19 protein-coding genes are annotated in these 21360 nt (G+C 72.8%); 9 read left to right on the plus strand and 10 right to left on the minus strand.

Annotated elements, in window-relative coordinates; translation table 11 throughout:
* Positions 1-213: 213 nt before the first annotated feature.
* Positions 214-1302 (plus strand): sensor histidine kinase, encoded by a 1089-nt coding sequence (locus ACLHRZ_RS05100; protein ID WP_490417025.1) that lies wholly within the window; start codon positions 214-216, stop codon positions 1300-1302.
* A complete protein-coding gene (locus ACLHRZ_RS05105) occupies positions 1299-1991 on the plus strand; it encodes a response regulator (protein ID WP_490417026.1) in 693 nt (230 codons plus the stop codon). The genes ACLHRZ_RS05100 and ACLHRZ_RS05105 overlap by 4 nt, the downstream gene beginning before the upstream one ends.
* Here the strand turns inward: ACLHRZ_RS05105 and ACLHRZ_RS05110 are convergent.
* The 7 genes from ACLHRZ_RS05110 to ACLHRZ_RS05140 are packed head-to-tail and all read right to left on the minus strand — an operon-like array spanning position 1939 to position 7068.
* Positions 1939-2406, minus strand: coding sequence for an SRPBCC family protein (locus tag ACLHRZ_RS05110; protein WP_490417027.1), 468 nt, complete (start codon positions 2404-2406; stop codon positions 1939-1941). The two genes, ACLHRZ_RS05105 and ACLHRZ_RS05110, sit on opposite strands and share 53 nt — an antisense overlap.
* A complete protein-coding gene (locus tag ACLHRZ_RS05115) occupies positions 2403-2708 on the minus strand; it encodes an acyl carrier protein (RefSeq protein WP_490417028.1) in 306 nt (101 codons plus the stop codon). Before ACLHRZ_RS05115 ends, ACLHRZ_RS05110 begins: the two co-directional genes overlap by 4 nt.
* 19 nt (positions 2709-2727) lie before the next feature.
* Positions 2728-3975 carry a beta-ketoacyl synthase N-terminal-like domain-containing protein gene (locus ACLHRZ_RS05120; RefSeq protein WP_490417029.1) on the minus strand — a complete coding sequence of 416 codons (1248 nt, stop codon included), beginning with the start codon at positions 3973-3975 and terminating at the stop codon, positions 2728-2730.
* Entirely contained in the window at positions 3972-5276 is a 1305-nt protein-coding gene (locus ACLHRZ_RS05125) for a beta-ketoacyl-[acyl-carrier-protein] synthase family protein (RefSeq protein WP_490417030.1), read from the minus strand. The genes ACLHRZ_RS05120 and ACLHRZ_RS05125 overlap by 4 nt, the downstream gene beginning before the upstream one ends.
* Positions 5276-5671 (minus strand): cupin domain-containing protein, encoded by a 396-nt coding sequence (locus ACLHRZ_RS05130; protein WP_490417031.1) that lies wholly within the window; start codon positions 5669-5671, stop codon positions 5276-5278. Before ACLHRZ_RS05130 ends, ACLHRZ_RS05125 begins: the two co-directional genes overlap by 1 nt.
* Positions 5672-5683: 12 nt before the next feature.
* Complete coding sequence (locus ACLHRZ_RS05135; protein ID WP_490417032.1) at positions 5684-6016, minus strand: antibiotic biosynthesis monooxygenase family protein; 333 nt, start codon at positions 6014-6016, stop codon at positions 5684-5686.
* Positions 6013-7068, minus strand: coding sequence for a methyltransferase (locus ACLHRZ_RS05140; RefSeq protein ID WP_490417033.1), 1056 nt, complete (start codon positions 7066-7068; stop codon positions 6013-6015). Before ACLHRZ_RS05140 ends, ACLHRZ_RS05135 begins: the two co-directional genes overlap by 4 nt.
* A gap of 115 nt (positions 7069-7183) precedes the next feature.
* Here ACLHRZ_RS05140 and ACLHRZ_RS05145 point away from each other — a divergent pair, with 115 nt between their 5' ends.
* From ACLHRZ_RS05145 to ACLHRZ_RS05155, 3 genes are read left to right on the plus strand one after another with little or no spacing between them, the layout of a single operon-like run.
* Entirely contained in the window at positions 7184-7525 is a 342-nt protein-coding gene (locus ACLHRZ_RS05145; protein WP_490417034.1) for an antibiotic biosynthesis monooxygenase family protein, read from the plus strand.
* The gene (locus tag ACLHRZ_RS05150; RefSeq protein ID WP_490417035.1) at positions 7518-8810 is read left to right on the plus strand and encodes an NAD(P)/FAD-dependent oxidoreductase; all 1293 of its coding nucleotides are present in this window, start codon (positions 7518-7520) and stop codon (positions 8808-8810) included. Before ACLHRZ_RS05145 ends, ACLHRZ_RS05150 begins: the two co-directional genes overlap by 8 nt.
* Positions 8807-9853, plus strand: a complete 1047-nt coding sequence (locus tag ACLHRZ_RS05155) for a methyltransferase (RefSeq protein WP_490417036.1) — start codon at positions 8807-8809, stop codon at positions 9851-9853. The genes ACLHRZ_RS05150 and ACLHRZ_RS05155 overlap by 4 nt, the downstream gene beginning before the upstream one ends.
* A gap of 98 nt (positions 9854-9951) precedes the next feature.
* Here the strand turns inward: ACLHRZ_RS05155 and ACLHRZ_RS05160 are convergent, their stop codons facing one another.
* Complete coding sequence (locus ACLHRZ_RS05160; protein ID WP_490417037.1) at positions 9952-11394, minus strand: amino acid permease; 1443 nt, start codon at positions 11392-11394, stop codon at positions 9952-9954.
* 96 nt (positions 11395-11490) lie between these two features.
* Positions 11491-13824, minus strand: coding sequence for a GH92 family glycosyl hydrolase (locus ACLHRZ_RS05165; protein WP_490417038.1), 2334 nt, complete (start codon positions 13822-13824; stop codon positions 11491-11493).
* Between the two features lie 154 nt (positions 13825-13978).
* On the opposite strand from ACLHRZ_RS05165, the gene ACLHRZ_RS05170 reads away from it, so the two are divergent.
* Both ACLHRZ_RS05170 and ACLHRZ_RS05175 read left to right on the plus strand, forming a co-directional pair.
* Complete coding sequence (locus tag ACLHRZ_RS05170) at positions 13979-15532, plus strand: acetolactate synthase large subunit (RefSeq protein WP_490417039.1); 1554 nt, start codon at positions 13979-13981, stop codon at positions 15530-15532.
* Between the two features lie 124 nt (positions 15533-15656).
* Entirely contained in the window at positions 15657-16313 is a 657-nt protein-coding gene (locus tag ACLHRZ_RS05175) for a (2Fe-2S)-binding protein (protein ID WP_490417040.1), read from the plus strand.
* Here ACLHRZ_RS05175 and ACLHRZ_RS05180 read toward each other — a convergent pair.
* Complete coding sequence (locus ACLHRZ_RS05180; protein ID WP_490417041.1) at positions 16292-16960, minus strand: PAS domain-containing protein; 669 nt, start codon at positions 16958-16960, stop codon at positions 16292-16294. The genes ACLHRZ_RS05175 and ACLHRZ_RS05180 overlap by 22 nt on opposite strands.
* A 120-nt stretch (positions 16961-17080) precedes the next feature.
* On the opposite strand from ACLHRZ_RS05180, the gene ACLHRZ_RS05185 reads away from it, so the two are divergent.
* Both ACLHRZ_RS05185 and ACLHRZ_RS05190 read left to right on the plus strand, forming a co-directional pair.
* Positions 17081-20212, plus strand: a complete 3132-nt coding sequence (locus ACLHRZ_RS05185) for a cytochrome P450 (RefSeq protein WP_490417042.1) — start codon at positions 17081-17083, stop codon at positions 20210-20212.
* An 85-nt stretch (positions 20213-20297) separates the two neighbouring features.
* Positions 20298-21356: a class I SAM-dependent methyltransferase gene (locus ACLHRZ_RS05190; protein ID WP_490417043.1), complete on the plus strand. Its 1059-nt coding sequence runs from the start codon at positions 20298-20300 to the stop codon at positions 21354-21356.
* The last annotated feature ends 4 nt before the right edge of the window (positions 21357-21360 follow it).

The following is a 21360-nucleotide window of genomic DNA, read 5'->3' on the forward strand; positions in this document are numbered from 1 at the left end:
GGCCCGGGACTGTCGCACGGGGGAGGGGACATGGCACTTTCGGCGCATGCCGGGGAACCGGTCGGCACCAATGGCGCGTTGAGGACTTACCGGCTCAGTCCCGGCACGGCTAGGCTGACGGGAGGTCCGGCCTCCCCCGGGCAGGGGCGGTCCGGGAGATTCCGCCGCCGGGCCGCAACGGGGAACAACACGACTCACGTTGGGGGACCTGAGTTGGACGGAGTTGTGGCCGAGGAAGTGCCCGGGGGTCCGGCACTCGCCCGCCTCCTCGCAGTGCAGTCCGACAGCATCGTGGCCGGTTACGAACAGCGCCTCAGTGCCATCGGCGTCGGCGCCGACGACCCGGGCGTCCGGCGCTTCTGCGTCGGGCAGGCCCGCGCAGTCCTGGACGACGTCCTGCTGGCCCTCCTGAGCGAGGGCAGCTTTCTGGGTGAGCGCAGCGTGGGGCCGGCCCACGGCGCGGTCCCGGACTATCCGCCGGCATGGAATCCGAACGACGCCCACCGGGCGATCATCACGCTCTTCGACGTCGTCATCGAGGCCGTGACGCGTGCCGTGGACGGCAGTTGTCCCGGCAGCTCCCGGATGATCGCCGAGGGCGCCGTCTCGCTGCACCACAGCATCATGGCCCGCTTCAAGGCGGCCCTGGAGTCCAAGGCCAGGGCCCTGCTGCAGGAGACGGCCCAGGCCTGCCTGGACGACCGGCGCAGCGTCTCGCGCGACCTGCACGACCGCGTCGGCTACTCGGTCAGCGTCGCCAAGCAGAACCTGGAGCTGTGCGAGCTCTACCAGTACCAGGGCAACGCCGCGGCCGGGCACAAGATGCGCGTCGCCCACCAGGCCCTGCACGAGGCGCTGGACCAGGTGCGCGAACTCGCCTCGGAGCTGCGGGCCTACGGCGGCACCGACAGCCTCGCCTGTGCCCTGCAGGCCTGCACGGAAGGCATCCGCACGCCCGGCACGGCGATCGAGATCGCGGTCTCCGGGCACGAGTCCTGGATGCCCGCGGACGCGCTGGACGAGCTGTACCTGGCGCTGCGCGAGGCCCTGCGCAACGCCTTCGCGCACTCCCGGGCGCGCACGGTCACGGTGCACGTGGACATCGAGCCGCACCAGACGCGGGCCGTGGTCAAGGACGACGGGATCGGCTTCGACCCGGCGGCCACGCCCGAGAGCGTGGGGCTGGTGTGCATGCGGGAGCGGATCGAGCGGCTCGGCGGCACGGTCTGCGTCACCGGATTCCCCGGGCGCGGGGCCTCGGTGGAGTTCCTGCTGCCCGCACGGCGCAGGGGCCTCGCGTGACCGGGGCCTGCGCGGGCACGCTCACCAGGATCGTCGTCGTGGACGACCACACGCTCTTCCGCGAGGGGCTGCGGGAGATCCTGGAGGCCGAGGAGGAGTTCGTCGTCGTCGGCGAGGCGGGCTCCCACGCGGACGCGGTGCGGGTCGCCGGGGAGACGCAGCCGGACGTGGCGCTGCTGGACGTCGGCCTGCCGGACAGCGGTGCGGTGGAGACCGTCCGCCGCATCCTGGACGTGGCCCCCGCCACCCGCGTGATCATGGTGAGCGTGTACGACGAGCCGCGCACCGTGCAGGAGTTGCTCGCCTGCGGGGTGCGCGGCTATCTGCTGAAGTCGGTGGGCCGGCAGGACCTGCTCGCCGCCGTGCGCTCGGTCCTCGCGGACGACGAGCGGATCGTCCTGTCCGTCTCCCGGGCCAGCATGGCGCAGGTGCACGCGGTCTCCGCGCCTGCGGGGCTGCTGTCGGCCCGGGAGCGGGAGGTCATGACCCTGGTGGCCCAGGGCATGACCAACGGTCAGGCGGCCAGCAGGCTGTCCATCACCGAGGGCACCGTCAAGCACCACCTGCGGAACATCTTCGGCAAGCTCGGCGCGACCTCCCGGCTGGACGCGGTGAACAAGGCGATCTCCGCCTCGCTCATCGACCCGCGGGACCAGCCGGACCGAGTGCCTCGATCCGGTCGCGGATGAGGGCCATCTGCACCTTGCTGTTGCGGTCGATGTTCCCCTGCATCCACGCGTCGTCCACCGGGGCCTCCGGCTTCATGGCGAAGTCCTGCACCCAGCGCATCCGGGTGCCGCCGGGCACCTCCTCGTAGGTCCAGCGGATGTACATGTGGGCGAAGGGCCCGGTCTCCACGCGCCGGGCGGTCACGGTCCTGGCCGCCCGGTCCGCGCGGCGCTCCGAGACCCAGCTCCAGACCTTGCCGTCCCCGTCCGGGTGCATGGTCAGCCGGAAGCGGACCCGGTCGCCCTCGCGCTCGAGGATCTCCGCCGTGCTGTATTCGCTGAACAGCTCGGGCCAGTGCTCCACGTCGTTGGTGCGCTCCCAGACGAGGTCGAAAGGGGCGCGGATGACGATCTCGTTCTCGGTGCGGGCGGTCATGGCCGGTCTCCCCTCGCGAGCTGTGTGTTGACCAGGTCGTACAGGGCGCGCGGCGATGCGGCCTGCTCGGCCTCCGGGCCGAGCAGCACCGGGTAGCGCCGCTCCAGTTCCGCGACGACGCCGAGCAGTCCGAGCGAGTCGACGCCGAGCGCCTTGAGCTCCAGCTCCGGATCGTGCAGTCCCGCGGCGTCGAGCTGTACCCCGGTGCACGCGCGGACGATCACGGCGAGCTGTTCGTAGGTGAGCCGGTCCGGTGTCGAGGGCGTTGCCGCCCCCGTGGTCTCCTCCATGATGTCCCCCATGATTTCCTCCTGTTGGTGGTCAGGTCCCGTCCCCGGCGCGCTGCAGCACCAGGGCCGAGCAGCTGCCCGACAGCCCGCGGGCCAGCAGCAGCGCGGTGTGCGGCCGCAGCGGGCGGGCCCGCCCGGTGACGAGGTTCAGCGGCAGTGCGGGCTCCGCGCCGTCCAGGTGCGGGGCGGGCGGTACGAGGCCCTGCTCCAGGCACAGCACGGCGAGCGTCGCGTCCAGGGCGCCGGCCCCCGAATAGGCGCGTCCGGTACCGGTCTTGGGCGCGGTGACCGGCACCTGCTCCGCGCGGCGCGCTCCGAACAGCAGCCGCAGGGCCCGGACTTCCGCCGCGTCGGCCTCCGGCACGCCGAGCGCGTCGGCAAAGACCACGTCGACGGCGGAGGGCGGCAGCCCGGCCTCCGCCAGGGCCGTGCGGGCGGCCGCCGCGAGGGCCTCGGCCGAGCGGTCGAAGCGCAGCATGCCGGCGAACGCCGTGCCGTGGCCCAGCACCGCCGCGCGCGGCACGGCCCCCCGCGCCCGGGCGGCCTGCTCCTCCTCGACGACGAGCATGGCGCCGCCCTCGGCCGGCACGAAGCCGGCCGCCGCGCGGGTGAACGGCAGGTACGCCCGTTCGGGATCCCGGGCGGTGCTGAGCAGGCCGTGGCCGAACTGGCAGGCCATCGAGAACGGGGACAGCGGCGCCTCGGCACCGCCCGCCAGCATGGCCGTCGTCCCCCGGGCGATCTCCCGCCCGGCGCAGCCGAGCGCGTCGAGGCCGCCGGCCTCGTCCGTGACCAGTACCGAGCTGGGGCCCTTGAGGCCGTGCCGGATGGATATCTGGCCGGTGCTGGCCGCGTAGAACCAGGCGATCGACTGGTACGGGCCGACGTGCGAGGGGCCCCGGCTCCACAGCCGCTCGATCTCCTTCTGCCCGAACTCCACGCCGCCGGCGCAGCTGGCGGTCACCACGCCGAAGGAGTAGGGCGCGAGCTCCGCCGGGGTCAGCCCGGCGTCCTTGAGGGCCATGTCGGAGGCGGTGAGCGCGAGTTGGGTGAACCGGTCGGTCTGGGCGACGACCGGGCCCTCCAGGTGCTGCAGCGGGTCGAAGTCCGGGATCTCGCCGGCGAGCGACAGCGGGGTGCCCTCGGCCGGGTAGCGGGTGATCGGCCGGATGCCGGACAGGCCCTCGCGGGCCGCCGTGCCGACCGCGTCGGCGCCGATGCCCGTGGGCGCGAGCGCACCCATCCCCGTGATCACCGGTCGTCGTGTCGTGCCGGTCATGACGGCTGCAGCACCTTCCGTTCGGCACGGCCGGAACGGCCGGGACGGTCGAGGACCACGGCCGACTGGAAGCCGCCGAAGCCGCTGCCGACGGACAGCACGGTGTCCAGCCGCTGCGAACGGGCGGTCACCGGGACGTAGTCCAGGTCGCACTCGGGGTCCGGGTGCTCCAGGTTGGCCGTCGGCGGGACCAGTCCCTCGTCCATCGCCAGCACACAGGCGGCCAGTTCGATGGCGCCGATCGCGCCCAGGGAGTGGCCGACCATGGACTTGAGGGAGCTGACCGGTACGCGGTGGGCGTGTGCGCCCAGGGAGCGCTTGAAGGCCGCCGTCTCGTGCCGGTCGTTCTGCTGGGTTCCCGAGCCGTGGGCATTGACGTAGTCGACCTCCTCGGGGCGGCGGCGGGCCTGGGCCAGGGCGTGCTCGATCGCCTCGGCCATCTCCAGGCCCTCCCGGGTGAGCCCGGTCATGTGGTAGGCGTTGCTGCGGGTGGCGAACCCGCCGATCAGGCAGTGCACTTGGGCGCCGCGGCGGCGGGCGTGCTCCAGGTCCTCCAGGACCAGCGCGGCGGCCCCCTCGCCGAGGACGAAGCCGTCGCGCTCGCGGTCGAAGGGCCGCGAGGCGCTCTCCGGCGCGTCGTTGCGGGCGGAGGTGGCCCGGATGGCGTCGAAGCAGGAGACGGTGATCGGGGAGATGGGGGAGTCCGCCGCCCCGGCCACCATCACGTCGGCGCGGCCCTCCCGGATGCACTGGAAGGCGTAGCCGATCGAGTCCAGCCCGGAGGTGCAGCCGGTGGAGACGGTGTGCACCACGCCCCGCGCGCCGAGGAGTTCGGCGATCTCGCCCGCGAGCGGGCCGGGGGAGAAGACGCGGTAGAGGAACGGCGAGACGTAGCGGTGGTCGACGGCCCAGTCCCGGCCGCGGTCGGAGGCGACGACGTAGTCGGCCTCCAGGCGGGTGGTGCCGCCGACGGCGCTGCCCATCGACACCCCCGTGCGCCAGGGGTCCCCGGCGGCGGTGTCGAGCCCGGCGTCCGCCACCGCCTCGCGCACGGCGGCCACGGCGAACTGCACGTACCGGTCCATGCGTCCGGCCTCGCGGACCGACAGGCCCGCGCCCTGCGGGTCGAAGTCGCACTCGGCCGCGATGCGGGAGCGGAAGCCGGAGGCGTCGAAGAGGGTGATGGCCCGGGTGGCCGTGCGCCCGGCGGCCAGCAGCTCGCGGAAGGCGGCCCGGCCCGTGGCACCGGGGGCGACCACCCCGGTGCCGGTGACGGCGACGGGCCGGGCCGGGGAGGCCATCACCGCTGCTCCCGCTGTTCGGTGTCCACGTGCCCCAGGTCCGGGCGCGGGGCCAGCGGGGAGAGGTGGAAGACGATGCGCAGGTCCTCGCCGCCGGCGTTGCGCACGCGGTGGCGCACGTCGACGGGGATCATCAGGGCCTGGTCCGGCCCGATCCGGTGCGGCACACCGTCGAGTTCGGCGACGGCCTCGCCGGAGACGACGTAGAGGAACTCCTCGGAGTACGGGTGGTAGTGCTCGGCGATCCAGTCGCCCGGCCGGATCAGGGCCGTCCCCATGAAGCCCGAGGTGGCCGCGACCGTGGAGGGGGCGAGCAGGGTGCGCAGCTCGCCGCCGCGCCGGGTGTTGGGCGTGATGGCCCCCGCGTCCACCACGCGGAACGTCTGTACGGACATGGTGCTCCTTCTTCACTGCCGTCCGTCGGCGCGTGCGGTCCGGCTGCGCACGGCGAACGGTTTGTGGATGCGGCTGCTGGTGGTGGCGACGATGGGGGCCGCGAGATCCCGGTGGCCCTCGTGGCGGGCCCAGGCCGCGTAGTGCGCGGCCGACTCCCACTCGCTGGTGATCAGCCACTCGTGCGGCTCCACCGTCGACTGGCAGAGCTGGTCGGCGACATGGCCTTCGGCCGCGGCGACGGTCCACCGGATCTGCTCGTAGGCCTTGCGGAAGTCCTCCTCGGCGCCGTCCTCGACGCGGACGAGGAACAGGATCCGCAGGTGGTCCTCGGCGGCCCGGCTCATGCGCCCTCCTCCTCGCCGGGCCGCGGCACGGCGCCCTCGACCACGTGCAGGCTGGTGCCGGGCACCGGGCGGTAGCCGTCGAAGCGCAGGCCCGCGCGGTCGAACAGGGCGGCGAGCCCGGCCGCGGTGTGCTTCTTGCCGCCCACGTTGAGCAGCAGGAAGAGGTCCATGGCCGTGGTCACCTTGATCTCGGAGCTGTCCTCGACCAGGTTCTGCACGAGGGAGATCCGCGCGCCCGGGCCGCCGTGGGCCACCACGTTGCGCAGGGCGGCCAGCGAGCTCTCGTCGTCCCACTCCAGGACGTTCTTGAAGACGTACAGGTCCAGGCCGTCGGGCAGGGTCTCGCGGCAGTCGCCGCCGGTGATCGTGCAGCGCCCGGCCCGCTCCCGCTCGCGCAGCCCCTCCAGGGCGCCAGGCACCACGGTCGGCAGGTCGAACAGCGTGCCGTGCAGGCCGGGGTGACGTTCCATCAGCGTCTGCAGCAGGTGCCCCTGGCCGCCGCCGATGTCGACGACGCTGGTGACGCCCGTCAGGTCGAGGGCGTCGGCCACCGGGGCCGAGGTGATGCGGCTGGACTGCGTCATGGCGCGGTCGAAGGTCTGCGCGGCCTCGGGGTCGTCCTCGGCGAGGTAGCCGAAGAAGTCCCGCCCGTAGAGCGGCTCGAAGACGTTCTCCCCGGTGCGCACTGCCTCCTCCAGGCGGGGCCAGGCCTGCCAGGTCCAGGGGGCGGTGGCCCACAGGACGATGAAGCGCATGCCGCCGGGCTCGTCCTCGCGCAGCAGCCGGGACAGCTCGGTGTGGCCGAAGCGGCGCTCGTCCAGCTCCTCGAGGACGCCGTGCACCGACAGCGCCCGCAGCAGGCGCTCCAGGGTGTCGGCGTGGGCGCCGATGCGGGGCGCCAACTCCTCGGCGGTGCAGGGCTTGTCGCCGATGGCGTCGGGGACGTGCAGCCGGACGGCGGCGCGCAGGGCGCCGGCGAAGCCCAGGCTCATGCCCAGTTCGCGCAGGCGGGTGGCGGCCCGCGGATCCGGGCGGCCGGAGTTCTCGGTCATCTGTCTGTTCCCCTCGGGCAGTTGCTTTACGGGACCATCCATTGACTTACTCAATGACAGACTCTACATACTGGAGGTGACAGCGCAAGAGGCGCGAACGGAGGGGCGGCGGAAGATGGCCGAGATCTCGACGGAAGCTCAACTCGCCACATTCATCAACGTGTTCCCGACAAAACCACGCGACCAGCAGCGTCTCGTGGACCTCATCGTCAAGGCCCACGAGGAGCTGATCCGGCACCGCCCCGGCTACGTCTCGGGCAACGTCCACCGCAGCATCGACGGCTACCAGGTCGTGGACTACACCCAGTGGACCCGGCGCGAGGACTTCGAGGCCATGGTCCGCGACCCCGCCGTGGCCCCGCACTTCGCGCCCATCGGCGAACTCACCCAGGGCAGTCAGTGCGCCTACGACGTGGTCTACAGCCACGTTGCAGAAGGAGGTACGGCTCATGAATGACGAACCCGCCACCGTGTACGACGTCATCGTGGTCGGCGGCGGCCCCGCCGGCGCGTCCACCGCAGGACTGCTGGCCCGGGAGGGGCGCAGCGTGCTCGTCCTGGAGCGCGAGAAGTTCCCGCGCTACCACATCGGCGAATCCCTCATCCCCGGCGTGTGGCCCACCCTGGACCGGCTCGGCCTGCGCGAGAAGCTCGACGGCATGGGCTTCACCAGGAAGTACGGCGGCAGCCTCGTGTGGGGCAAGGGCCGCCCGTCGTGGAACTTCTCCTTCGAGGACGGCGGCCCGTACCCCTACGCCTACCAGGTGCGCCGCGCCGACTTCGACGCCCTGCTGCTCACCCACGCCCGCACCCTGGGCGCGGACGTCGTCGAGGAGGCGGTCGTCAAGGAGCCGCTCTTCACCGGGGAGCGCCTCGACGGCGTCCGCTACCAGCTCCGCGGCAGCGCGCAGAGCCTGGAGGCACGGGCCCGGGTCGTCGTCGACGCCTCCGGCCAACAGCGCTGGCTGGGCCGCCACTTCGGGCTCGTCGAGTGGCACGAGGACCTGCGCAACATCGCCGTCTGGGCCTACTACCAGGGCTGCGAGACGCTGCCCGGCCGCGAGGCCGGCAACATCCTCATCGAGCACGTCCCCGGCGGCTGGCTGTGGTTCATCCCGCTCAGCGACGGCACCACCAGCATCGGTTACGTCACCCAGACCGCCCTGCTGGCCGCCGCCGGCGAGAGCCCCGAGGAGCTCTTCGCCGACCGCGTCGAGGGCTCGCGCGGGGTCGCCGGGCTGATGAAGAGCGCGACCCGGGTCAGCGGCCACCGCACCACCAAGGACTGGTCCTACCACCTGCAGCGGTTCTCCGGCCCCGGCTGGATCGCCGTCGGCGACGCCGCGGCCTTCGTCGACCCGCTGCTGTCCACCGGCGTCACCCTGGCCCTGCGCGGAGGCTCGACCGCGGCCACCACCGTCGCGGCCCTGCTGGACGACCCCGCGTCCGCCGACGCCGTGCTGGAGCAGTACGAGCAGGGCTACCGCCGGTTCCTCGACGGCATCCTCGACTTCGTGCGCGCCTTCTACGACCAGTCCAAGCACCGCGAGGACTACTACGAAGAGGCCCAGCAGATCTTCGACCCCACCGCCGAGATGCCCGCCCACATCGACTTCGTCACCCTCGTCTCGGGCCTCATCGCCGGCGAGTTCACCGACGACATGTCCGACGTCGAGGCATTCCGGACGAAGCTGCGCGAGCGCGGCGTCACCCCGCCGCCCTTCCCGGGGGCACCCCGGTGAGCGCGGCCGACCGGGCGGCCCACGGCCGGGAACGGCAGGCGGCCGCCCAACTGCTGGGCCGGATCGTCACCGGCGTCTGGACCGCGCACGCCGGCCATGCGGCCGTCAGGCTCGGCGTCGCCGACCGCCTGACCGAACTCCCGCGCCCCGCACAGGAGATCGCCGCAGAAGTCGGCGCCGACCCCGGGGCCCTGGCCCGGCTGCTGCGCACCCTCGCCGCCCTCGGCGTGTTCACCGAGGGCCCCGCCGGGTACTTCGCGCTCAACGACACGGGACGGCAGCTGCGCACGGACTCCGAGAGCCCGCTCGGTCCGTTCCTCGAACTCCACCACGAGATCTTCCGCCCCTGGCACGCCGAGCTGCTGCACACCGTGCGCACCGGGCAGCCGGCCTCGGAGAAGGTCTACGGCATGCCCTTCTTCGCCTACCTGGAACGGGACCCGGCCGCCGGCAAGGTGTTCTACGACGCCCTCGCCCGCAGCCTCCCGCTGCTCGTCCGGGCGGCCCTGGCGGACGGGGTGTTCGACGGCATCGGCTCGCTCGCCGACCTCGGCGGCGGGGACGGCGTCCTGGTCGAGCTCGCCCTGCGGCACGATCCGGCCCTGCGGGCCACCCTGCTGGAACGGCCCGAGGCCCTCGCGGGCGCCCGGGAGCGGCTGGCGGCCGCGGGGGTCGCCGACCGCTGCGTTCTTGCCGAGGGCAGCTTTTTCGAGACGGCGCCGGGGGACCACGATGCCTATGTCATCGCCCGTTGCCTGCACAACTGGCCGGACGATCAGGCGACGCAGATCCTTCGAACCGTGCGCGCGGCGATGCGCGACGACGCGCGGCTCCTGCTCTTCGAGCAGGTGGTTTCGAGCGAACCCGGTTTCGACATGGGCAAGTGCGCGGACCTGACGATGATGCTCATCGGCGGGCGCGAGCGCACGCGTGAGGAGCACGAGGCGTTGCTGGCCTCGGCCGGGTTGCGGCTGAAGGAGGAGCGGACGGTGTCGGTGGCCGGGACCCCCAAGTCCCATGTGCTCGTGGCGGTTCCGGACTGAGTGCGGACTGTGGACGGTTGCTCGCGCCCTGAGAGGGGCGCGGGGAACTGCGCGACCAGCCACGCAAGGTCCGCAGTCGACGGACCGCAGCGGGGCGCTCACGCCTGCGGAATCCCCCTGGCGTCCGCCGTCGCCAGTTCCGAGTGCTTGTACGAGTACGTGAAGTAGATCGCCAGCCCGATGACGAACCACACCGCGAACCGTACCCACGTCTCCCACGCCAGGTAGGTGATGAGCCAGATCGATGCGGCGACCCCGATGCCGGGGACGACCGGGACCCACGGGCAGCGGAAGCTGCGCGGGAGTTCGGGCTGCTTGTAGCGCAGCACGATCACCGCCGTGCACACCACGGCGAAGGCCAGCAGGATGCCGATGTTGGTCAGTTCGGCCGCCTCGCCGATCGGGATGAAGCCGGCGATCACCGCCGACGCGACGCCCACGATCCACGTCACCCGCGTCGGCACGTGCCGTGTCGGGTGCGTCTTGGCGAACCAGCGCGGCAGCAGCCCGTCCCGGCTCATCGCGAACCACACGCGCGTCACACCGAGCATGAAGGTGAACATCACCGTGAGGATGCCGATGATCGCGCCGACCGCGATGACGTCCGCGATCCCGCTCAGGCCCACGGACTTGAACGCCGTGGAGAACCCGCTCGCCTTGTCGATGTCCCGGTAGTCCTGCATGCCCGTCAGCACCAGACAGGCCAGCACGTACAGCACCATCGAGATGCCCAGCGAGTACAGGATCGCCCGCGGCATGTGGTGCTGGGCGTCCTTGGACTCCTCGGCCGCCGTCGACATGGCGTCGTAGCCGAACACCGCGAAGAAGACCGTGGCCGCCCCCGTGAACGCACCGCTGAGGCCGAAGGGGAAGAAGGGGGTGTAGTGGGAGGTCTTGATGTGGAAGAAGCCGACGGCGATCACCAGCAGGACGACGATGACCTTCAGGCCCACGACGATCGTCTCGAACCGGGCCGCGCTCTTGATCCCCAGCGTGAGCAGGTAGGCGATCAGCAGGCACAGCACCGCCGCGAACAGGTCCACCCGGTGCCCGTGCCCCGTCCCCGGCGCCCCCAGCATCCAGGCCGGCAGGTGCGCGTGCGTCTCCGTGACCAGGAAGTTGATGTAGCCCGAGATGCCGATCGCCACGACCGCCACGATCGCCGTGTACTCCAGCAGCAGGTCCCAGCCGATGAACCAGCCGCCGATCTCGCCGAGCACCGCGTACCCGTAGGTGTAGGCGGAGCCCGCCCGCGGGATCAGGCCCGCGAACTCCGCGTAGGAGAAGGCCGCCGCCGCGCTCGCGACCCCAGCGATCAGGAAGGACACCAGCACCGCCGGGCCCGCCACGCCGTTGGCGATGGTGCCCGCGAGGCTGAAGATACCGGCGCCGATGATGCCGCCGACCCCGATCGCGGTCAGCTGCCACAGACCGAGGGAACGGTTCAGCGCCGGCCCCGCCGCCTCGGCCGCCTCGGCCTCTTCGATCGTCTCGATGGGTTTGCGCCGCAGGATGCCCTCGCCCACCCGGAGCCCGGCCATGCGTTGTCCTCTCGTCGACCCTGACGGGGATCGCAGGTCATCATCGCCGAGCGGGGGGCGGCGACGGAAGACGCCGCCCCGCGCCGGCCCGGCGGATCAGCCGATGGCGGGTGCCCCGGCCCGCACGCCCGTCCCCCATCCGGACGGCTCCGGGCCGACCGTGAAGTCCAGCCGCTCACCGCCCTTGAGGGCCGCCGTCGTCAGGTACGTACGGTCCAGCCCGCGCCCGTCGAGCTGCACGGACCGCACGTACCGGTCCCGGTCCGAGGTGCCCGGGGCGGTCACCGTGAACCGCCCGTGCGGATACCAGTTCCGGTCCAGGCGCAGGTCCACCCGGTCGAACACCGGGGTGCTCAGGCCCCATACGTCCGTCCCCGGCTGCACCGGGTACACCCCGATCGACGACAGCACCATCCACGCCGACATCGTGCCCAGGTCGTCGTTGCCGGTCATCCCCGTCGGGGTGTCGGTGAAGAGGGTCAGCGCCGCGTGCACCACGTCCGTCGTCTTCCACGGGCGCCCGGTGGCGAGGTAGGTGTACGGGGCGATCAGGTCCGGCTCGTTCTGCGGGTTGTACTTGTCGGCGTTGTAGTAGTCGTACGGGCCGTTGACCCACACCTCGCGCGCGGTGCGCTCCGGGTCCTGCAACAGCCGGTCGTAGGCGAAGAAGGAGTCCAGCCGCTTGTCCGCGGCGTCCCGGCCGCCGATCAGCTCCATCATGCCCGGCAGGTCCTGCGGCACCAGCCACTGGTACTGCCAGGCCGTGCCCTCGTGGAACCCCGGGCTCTTCGCCGGGTCGGCGGAACCGGTGAACGCGCCCTTGGCGTCGCGGGGCCGGAAGAAGCCGGTGCTGCGGTCGAAGACCTTGCGGTAGTTGCGGGAACGGGCCGCGTAGCGGTCGGCGTCCGCGCGGTGCCCCAGCGCCCGGGCCATCCGGGACAGCGCACCGTCCGCCACCGCGTACTCCAGGGTCGCCGAGGCGCCCTGGCGGAAGTCCGAGTCGCCGGGCTTCTGCTGCGGCCGGTCGGGCAGGTACGGCACGTAACCGTCCCTGATGTACTGGGCGTTGCCCTCGCGCCCCACCGCCGGGGACGACGCCGGGGGCATCCCGTCCGCGTTCTTCTTCAGCGCCCGGTACGCCTCCTCCTCGTGGCCCGTCAGCAGGCCCTGCTCGAAGGCGTTGGTGAGGTACGGCGTCACCGGGTCGCCGGTCATGATGTTCGTCTCGACCGTCCCGTAGCCCCACTTGGGCAGCCAGCCGCTCTCCGCGTCGATCCGCAGCACCGACAGCGCCATGTCCCGCGCCTCGCGCGGCGCGAGCAGCGACAGCAGCTGCGCCTGCGTGCGATAGGTGTCCCACAGCGACCAGTTCTGGTAGTACGTGAACCCCTTGGCCTGATGGACGCGCTGGTCCCAGCCGGTGTAGCGGCCGTCGGTGTCGCTGCCGACGTTGGGGGAGAGGAACGAGCGGTAGAGCGAGGAGTAGAAGGTACGGCGCAGGGTGCGGCTGCCGCCCTGTACGCCCACGTCGGCCAGCCGCCGCTCCCACGCGTCGCCCGCCGCCTCGGCGGTGCGGTCGAAACTCGCCTCCTCCGCACGGAGGTTGCGCTCGGCGCCGTTCGCGTCCACGTAACTGACGGCCGTGGAGGCCTCGACCGTGCGGTTGCGGGAGGTGTCGAAGCGCACCCACGCGCCGTTGCGGCCGGCGGAGCTGGAGGCCCGGGTGCCGGTGCTCACCCGGTCGTCCTTCCACGTCCCGTAGGCGGCGAAGGGCCGGTCGAAGCGGGTGAGCGTGTAGACGGTGTACGGCTTGGTGTCCTGGCAGAAACCGCGGCCGGTGATGGTGGTGCGCACGGTGCGGTCGTCGACGACCTGCACGGAGCTGGAGACCGTCTTGTGCAGCGACTGCCCTGCATCGAAAAGGACGTTGGCCTTGCCGGTGGCGGGGAAGGTGTAGCGCTGCCGCCCGGTGCGGGCGGTCGCCGTCAGCTCGGCGGTGATGCCGCCGGAGAGCTTGACCCGGTAGTAGCCGGGTCTCGCGCTCTCGTCGCGGTGGCTGAACCCGGCCGCATAGCGGGCGTTGTCGGTCTGCGTCACGTCGCCCGTGGTGGGCAGCACCGGCAGGTCGCCGCCGAGCCGGCAGCCGACGCCGGACAGGTGCACGGTGCTGAAGCCGCGGATGTGGCCGTCCTTGTAGTCGTACCCGGTGTCGTGACCGGTGTCCGGGGAGAACTGCACCATGCCGAACGGAACGGCCGCCCCGGGGAAGGTGTTGCCCTCGTTCTCGGTGCCGATGAACGGGTTCACCAGGTCCGTGAGCCGGCCTTCCGCCCGGGCCTGGGACGGTACGAGTGCGGTGCCGCCCAGCGCTGCCGCGAGGGCGAGTGCGGCGGCGCCCGCGCGCAGCCGCGTCCTTCCGGTGCATCTCATGGTCCACGCCCCTCAGGTGTGCGTCGACATCGACGTCAGGGTTGTCGGGCAGAGGCTCGCGTGGGCGGTTCGGGGTGTCAAGGATGCGTCGGATGGTGGGCGTGGTGGTCCGGAGTCGCTTCCCCGGGAACCGGCCTGCCGTCACACTGACGCCATGTCCCCTTCGGTGAACGGCGCCCACACCCTTCTGCAGGCACTCCTCGACAGCGGAGTCGACGTGTGCTTCACCAACCCCGGCACGTCGGAGATGCACACCGTCGCCGCCCTGGACCGGGTGCCCGGCATGCGGCCCGTCCTCTGCCTCTTCGAAGGCGTGGCCACAGGAGCCGCCGACGGCTACGGGCGGATGGCCGGCCGCCCCGCCTGTACGCTCCTGCACCTCGGCCCCGGCCTGGCCAACGGCCTCGCCAACCTCCACAACGCCCGCCGGGCACGCACCCCCGTGGTCAACGTCGTCGGCGACCACGCGCTGCTGCACAAGCCCTACGACAGCCCCCTCGAATCCGACATCGACGCGCTCGCCGGCGCCGTCTCCGGCTGGGTGCGCCGCACCCGCGACGTGGCCGCCCTGGGCGCCGACGTGGCCGAGGCCGTCGCCCGCGCCGAGGAGGGGCAGGTCGCCACGCTCATCGTGCCCGCCGACGTGACCTGGGAGCACACCCCGCCGCAGGAGGCGGCCGTGACCGGGCTGGGCACCTTCCCCGACCCCGGCGAGGACCGCATCGCGGCCGCGCTGGCCACCGGCGAGCCGGCGGTCATCCTGCTCGGCGGCGACGCCACCCGTGCACGCGGGCTGCGCGCCGCCGCCCGCATCGCCGCGGCCACCGGGGCCCGGCTGCTGTGCGAGACCTTCCCCGCGCGGCTCGAACGGGGCGGCGGACTCCCGGAGATCGAGCGGCTCGGCTACCTCCCGGAGACCGCCGACGCCCAGCTCGCGGGCGTCCGGCACCTGGTGCTCGCGGGCGCCTCCTCGCCCGTCACCTTCTTCGCGTACCCCGGCCGGGCCAGCGACCTCGTGCCGGAGGGATGCGACGTCCACCCGCTGCTGGGCAAGGGCGTGGGCTCGGCGGCCGACGCGCTGGAGTGGCTGGCCGGGCAGCTGGACGGGGACGGGACGGCCGCCCCCGAGGCCCCGCGCCCCGAGCGCCCCGGCCGCCCCACGGGCGCGCTCACCGCCGAGTCCGCCGCCCAGGCCGTCGGTGCCCTGCTGCCCGAGGGCGCGATCGTCGTGGACGAGGCCAACACCTCCGGCCTCTGGCTCCCCGCCGCCACGGCCGGAGCGCCCCGGCACGACTGGCTCACCCTCACCGGAGGCGCCATCGGCCAGGGCCTGCCGGTCGCGACGGGCGCGGCCCTCGCCTGCCCGGACCGCCCGGTGCTGTGCCTGGAGTCCGACGGCAGCGCCATGTACACGCTCCAGGCGCTGTGGACGCAGGCGCGGGAGGGGCTGAACGTGACGACGGTCGTCTTCGACAACCGGGCCTATGCGGTGCTCGGCATGGAGCTTCGGCAGGCAGGTGGCGGGGAACGGGGCGACGCGATGTTCGACCTCTCCCGGCCGCCGTTGGACTTCGCGGCCATGGCGGAGGGGATGGGGGTTCCTGCTGCGCGGGCGGCCACGGCCGATGAGTTTGTGGCGCTGCTGGAGCGGGGGCTCGCGGAGCCGGGGCCGTTTTTGATCGACTGCGTGGTGCCGCGGGTCGTTTAGGCGCGGGTTCGTTCCGGCTGGTCGCGCCCACGCGGCGGAGCCGCTGGGGGCACCCCCAGCGGTAGCTGGGGAAGTAGCTGCCCCGCGCCCCTGACGGGGCGCCCGCCCTGGGAGACTTGTCGGCATGCGTCTTGACCAGCTTGCCGACATAGGGGCGTTCTTCGGCCTGACCGCCGAGCCCGGAGGGCTCCCCCTCCTCTCCGAGGACGCCCTCCGCCTCCGGATCCGGGTCGTCGGCGAGCGGCTCGGTACCGATGACCGGCGAGTTGCCGCCTCCGTCGCCTACCAGGGCATCGCCGGGCGGCTGTTGTCCGTCGCGCTCGGGTCCGCCGTGCTCACCGGTGAGATCCCCGATCTCGCACCGGTGCGGTGGGATCCGGCCGCCACCGCCCCGGAGGACCTGCGGTTGTCCGGGGCGGCACCGCTGCCGTCCTCCCGCATCGCCCCCGCCGTGCTGCACGGCCTCCTGGTCCCGTTGCACGACTCCACCCGTGCCCTGGTCCCCGTCTCCTCGCGGTTGTTGTGGGGCAACGCGGGCTCGTCGCTGGCCGGTTCGCTGCGCGTGCTGCACACGTGGTGCGTGCAGCAGGGGCGCGGCCAGGACGCGGACCGCGCGGTCGCCCTGGTGCGCGGTCTCTTCGAGGATCCGCTGCTGCGGGACACCGGGACGTTCACCGACCGCGGGTTCGTCCGCCGCACCTGCTGTCTCTACTACCGGGTGCCGTCGGGCGGCGGCATGTGCGGGGACTGCGTGCTGCGTCACCCGCCGCGCGCGGCCTGAGGCTCGGGCGGCCAGTGGTCCGGGGCGAGTACCCCGAGGACGTACGCCTTGGCCACCAGGGCCGTGCGGTTCGGCACCCGCCAGCGGCGGGAGAGGCGGGTGAGGTGGTAGTTGACGCCGTCGACGGTCAGCCCGACCGCCGTGCCGATCGCGGCCGTCGTGGCCCCGGTGGCCGCCAGGGCGAGGATGCGGCCCTCCACCTCGCTCACGCCGACCGCCGGTTGCGGCGCGGGCGGCGGCACGTCGGCCCGTACCCGCAGCACCGCGAGCAGCATCGGATAGGCCGTCGGCGACGCCTCGCCGACCAGGTCCACCAGCAGGTCGCCCGCCCGCTCGACGCCGTCCCGGCCCGTCGGCCAGCGCACCTCGAAGGCGTAGCGGGAGCGGCGGCCCAGGCGCAGGGCCTCGGTCAGCCGCCGGAGCTGGGTGCTGTCCTGGGGCACGAAGAGGTCCAGCAGCCTGCGGCCGCGCAGCCGGCCGGGGACCGTGCCCCACTCGGCCGCCATGGCCGGGTTCGCCACCGTGATCTCGCCGTCCGCCCGGCAGACCGCGATCGGCACCGGGAGCCGGTCGAGCAGCGCCAGGAAGTGATTGCGCCACGCGAACCACTCGGCACTGCGGTCACTGTGTTCGTGGTCTTCGTCCATCGGCATCCGCCCCCTTGCTCATGCCGTGCTCGTACGCAAGAGCGACGCGCCGGGCTTTCACTGCACAATCATGCAGTCCCGGGACCCACGGACCGGCCCCGGGGCACCCACCCTTGCTGTATGAACCGAACGACCGAGGCCCTTGCGCCCGTTCCGACGGTGGACGTCTCCGCCGTCGGCGCCACCGACACCCCGATGCAACAGGTCATGCGACTGGCCCGGCGGCACGGCCCCGTCCTCCGGCGCCGGCTGCACGGCGGCGACCGGCTCTTCGTCTCCTCCCTCGACCTGGTCACCGAGCTGTGCGACGAGGAGCGCTTCACCAAGCACGTCGGACCGGCGCTGGAGAACGTCCGCGAGTTCACCGCCGACGGACTCTTCACCGCCTACAACGACGAGCCCAACTGGGCCAGGGCGCACGACATCCTCATGCCCGCCTTCGCCCTCGGCTCGATGCGCGCCTACCACCCGGCCATGCTGCGCGTCGCCCGCCGCCTGACCGACTCCTGGGACGCCCGGCTCGCCGCCGGCAGCCCCGTCGACGTCGCCGAGGACATGACCCGGATGACGCTCGACACCATCGGACTGGCCGGATTCGGCTACGACTTCGAGTCCTTCGCCCGCACCGAGCCGCACCCCTTCATCGGGGCCATGGTGCGCTGCCTGGACTGGAGCATGACGCAGCTGGGGCGCGACCCCGACGGCGACTTCACCGTCCAGGACGCGGCCTTCCGCGCCGACGCCGACTTCCTCGCCGGCGTCGTGGACGAGGTCATCGCCGCCCGTACCGCCTCCGGCGACACCCGCACCGACGACCTCCTCGGGCTGATGCTCGGCGCGGTGCACCCGACCGACGGCACCACCCTCACCGTGGCCAACATCCGCCACCAGGTCATCACCTTCCTCATCGCCGGTCACGAGACCACCTCCGGCGCCCTGTCCTTCGCGCTCCACTACCTCCTCAAGGACCCCGTCGCCCTGCGCCTGGCCCAGCAGGAAACCGATGAGCTGTGGGGCGGCACCCAGGACCCCGAGCCGACGTTCGAGGACGTCGGACGGCTGCGCTGGATACGCCAGGTCCTCCTGGAGGCCCTGCGGCTGTGGCCCACGGCGGCCGCCTTCAGCCGCGAGCCCCTGGAGGACACCCTGCTCGGCGGCCGCTACCCGCTGCGCGCGGGCGAGGGCGTCTCCGTCCTCACCCCGATGCTGCACCGCGACCCGGTCTGGGGCGACAACCCCGAGCTCTTCGATCCCTCGCGCTTCGACCCCGAGGCGGAGGCCGCCCGCTCGCCGCACGCCTTCAAGCCCTTCGGCACCGGGGAACGCGCCTGCATCGGACGGCAGTTCGCGCTGCACGAGGCCACCATGCTGCTCGGCCTCATCGTCCACCGCTACCGCCTCCTCGACCACACCGGCTACCGGCTGCGCGTCAAGGAGACGCTCACCCTCAAGCCGGACGGCTTCACGCTCATGCTCGCGCGCCGCAACCCGGCCCGCCGCACGGCTCCGTCGAAGCCGGCCGCGGACGCCGTGTCCGCGCAGCAGCCGGGCAGGGTCCGGCAGGGCACCGGGCTGCTGGTCCTGCACGGCTCCAACTACGGCACCTGCCGCGACCTGGCCCACGGCCTCGCCGACGGAGCGGAGCGCCTGGGCTGCTCCACGACGCTGGCCCCGCTGGACGCGTACGCGGACGGACTCCCCTCGGACGTGCCCGTCGTGGTCGTCGCCGCCTCGTACAACGGCCGCCCCACGGACGACGCGTCGGCATTCGTCCGCTGGGCCGCCGAAACCGCCGCGCCGGGCGCCGCCGACGGAGTCCCGTACGCCGTCCTGGGCGTCGGCGACCGCAACTGGGCCGCCACGTACCAGCGCGTCCCCACCCTCCTCGACGAACGCCTCGCCGCCCTCGGGGGCACGCGCCTGCTGCCCCGCGCGGAGGCGGACGCCTCGGGCGATCTCAACGGCACGGTCGAGGAGTTCACGCGCGCCCTGCGCACGGCCCTCCTGGAGCACTACGGCGACCCGGCGGCCGCGGGGGAGCCGGACGGGGAGCCCGACGGCCCCGCCTACACCGTCACCGAGGTCACCGGCGGGCCGCTGACCGCACTCGCCGCGCGGCACGGCATGCAGCCCATGACGGTCACCGAGGCGTACGAGCTCACCGACCCCGCCCACCCGCGCACCAAGCGCTTCGTGCGCCTGGCCCTGCCCGACGGCGTGGAGTACCGCACGGCGGACCACCTGACCGTCCTCCCGGCCAACGACCAGCACCTCGTGGACCGCGCCGCGGGCCTCTTCGGGCTGGACCCGGACACGGTGCTCGCCATCCGTCCCCGCACCCCGGGACGGGACGCCCTGCCCGTCGACCGGCCCCTGACGGTACGTGAACTCCTCACTCGGTACGTCGAGTTGCAGCACCGGCCCACCGCTCGGCAGCGCGAGGCCCTGGCCGCGCACAACCCCTGCCCGCCCGAACAGGCCGCCCTGCGCGCGGTGCGCGACGACGACCCGCGCACCGTACTGGACCTGATCGAGCAGCACCCCGCCCTGCGCGGCACGCTCGGAGCGGCGGAACTGCTCGACCTGCTGCCGCCGCTGCGACCGCGGAACTACTCCATATCGTCCTCGCCGGAGCGCGACCCCCGTCACGTCGACCTCATGGTCTCGCTGCTGGAGACCCCGTCCCGCACGGGCACGGGCTCGGGCCACCTCTGCCGCGTCCGGCCCGGCGACACCGTCCTCGCCCGCGTCCAGCCGTGCCGGGAGGCGTTCCGCATCGACCACCGGGACCCGGCACCGGTGATCATGGTGGCCGCCGGCACGGGCCTGGCCCCCTTCCGCGGCGCGGTCGCCGACCGGGCCGCAGCCGCGGAATCCGGCGCCGAACTCGCCCCCGCACTGCTGTACTTCGGCTGCGACGCCCCCGACGCGGACTTCCTGCACGCGGACGAACTGCAGGCCGGCCCGGTCTCGGTGCGCCCGGCGTTCAGCCGGCTGCCCCAGGCGGACGGCGGCCCGTTCGTCCAGCACCGCATGGCCGCGGAGGGCGACGAGCTGTGGGAGCTCCTGCAGGCGGGTGCCCGGATTTATGTCTGCGGCGACGGCAGCCGCATGGCCCCGGGCGTCCGGGCGGCCCTGCGCGACCTGTACGCGCGCAAGACGGGTGCCGGCGCGGGGGCATCGGATGCGTGGCTGGGTGAACTGACCGATGCGGGACGCTACGTGGAGGACGTCTACGCGGCCGGTTCCTGACACCGCATCACCACCGGTCACCACTTGGAGTGGTTCCGGGGTGAAGCGGCGGAGCGGGGTGCGGCATGGTGATACGACGGGGAGCGTGACCACGCGAGCCGAGACCATTGCCGCACTCCGTCCCCGCTACCAACGCGACCTGGCCGCCGGTGTGGAGCGGTTCTTCGGGCCGAGACGGACCACCTGCCCCTGGTGCGAGTCGGACCGGCTGCGCGAGCGGATCCGTACCCCTGACCTTCTCCAGTGCAAGCCGGGCACCTTCGTCATCGACCGGTGCCTCGCGTGCGGGCATCATTTCCAGAACCCGCAACTCACTGGGGAGGGGCTGGAGTTCTACTACCGCGACTGTTACGACGGGCTCGGCCAGGAGACGACGCAGCGCCTCCTCGGTGGGTCCGGCAACATGAAGCGGCACCGTGCCGTTGCGCGCTCGCTGAGGCCCTTCATTGAACCCGAGTGCTGGCTCGACGTCGGAACGGGCCATGGGCACTTCCCGCAGGCGGCGAAGGAGGTTTTCCCGGACACCCTCTTCGACGGTCTGGACCAGGGCGAGGGGGTCGAGACCGCCGCAAAGGAAGGACGGATCGAGCAGGCTCTGCGCGGGGTGTTCACCGAGCTCGCGCCGTCCCTGGCCGAACAATACGACGTGGTGACCATGCACCACTACCTGGAGCACACCCCGGATCCGCGCGCACAACTTCTCGCCGCCGGTACCGCATTGCGCCCGGGTGGGCTGCTGCAGATCGAGGTTCCCGACCCCGGATCGGCGTTCGCCGGGCTGCTGGGCCGCTGGTGGCTTCCATGGTTCCAGCCCCAGCACCTGCACCTCATGCCCATGGCCAATCTTCGACGGGCGCTGGAGGAGAGCGGCTTCACCGTGGTGACGGCCGAACGCGCAGCGGCACACCGGCCCGTGGACTTGGCCGTGGCCTTCGTGTTCCTGCTCTCCCGGGTTGTGCCGCACGATGACGCCCCCTGGCACCCGAAGCCGCCGTCCGCCGCGGCCCGGCGCGTACGGAAGCTGATGTGGGCGGGCCTCCTTCCGGCCGCTGCGGCGGTGTACGGCCTCGACCTGCTCACGGCCCCGCTCGCCCGGCGCATCGGTTTCTCCAACGCCTACCGGCTGCTCGCGCGCCGGAACTGATCGC

This window comes from Streptomyces sp. AM25 (assembly GCF_058146165.1).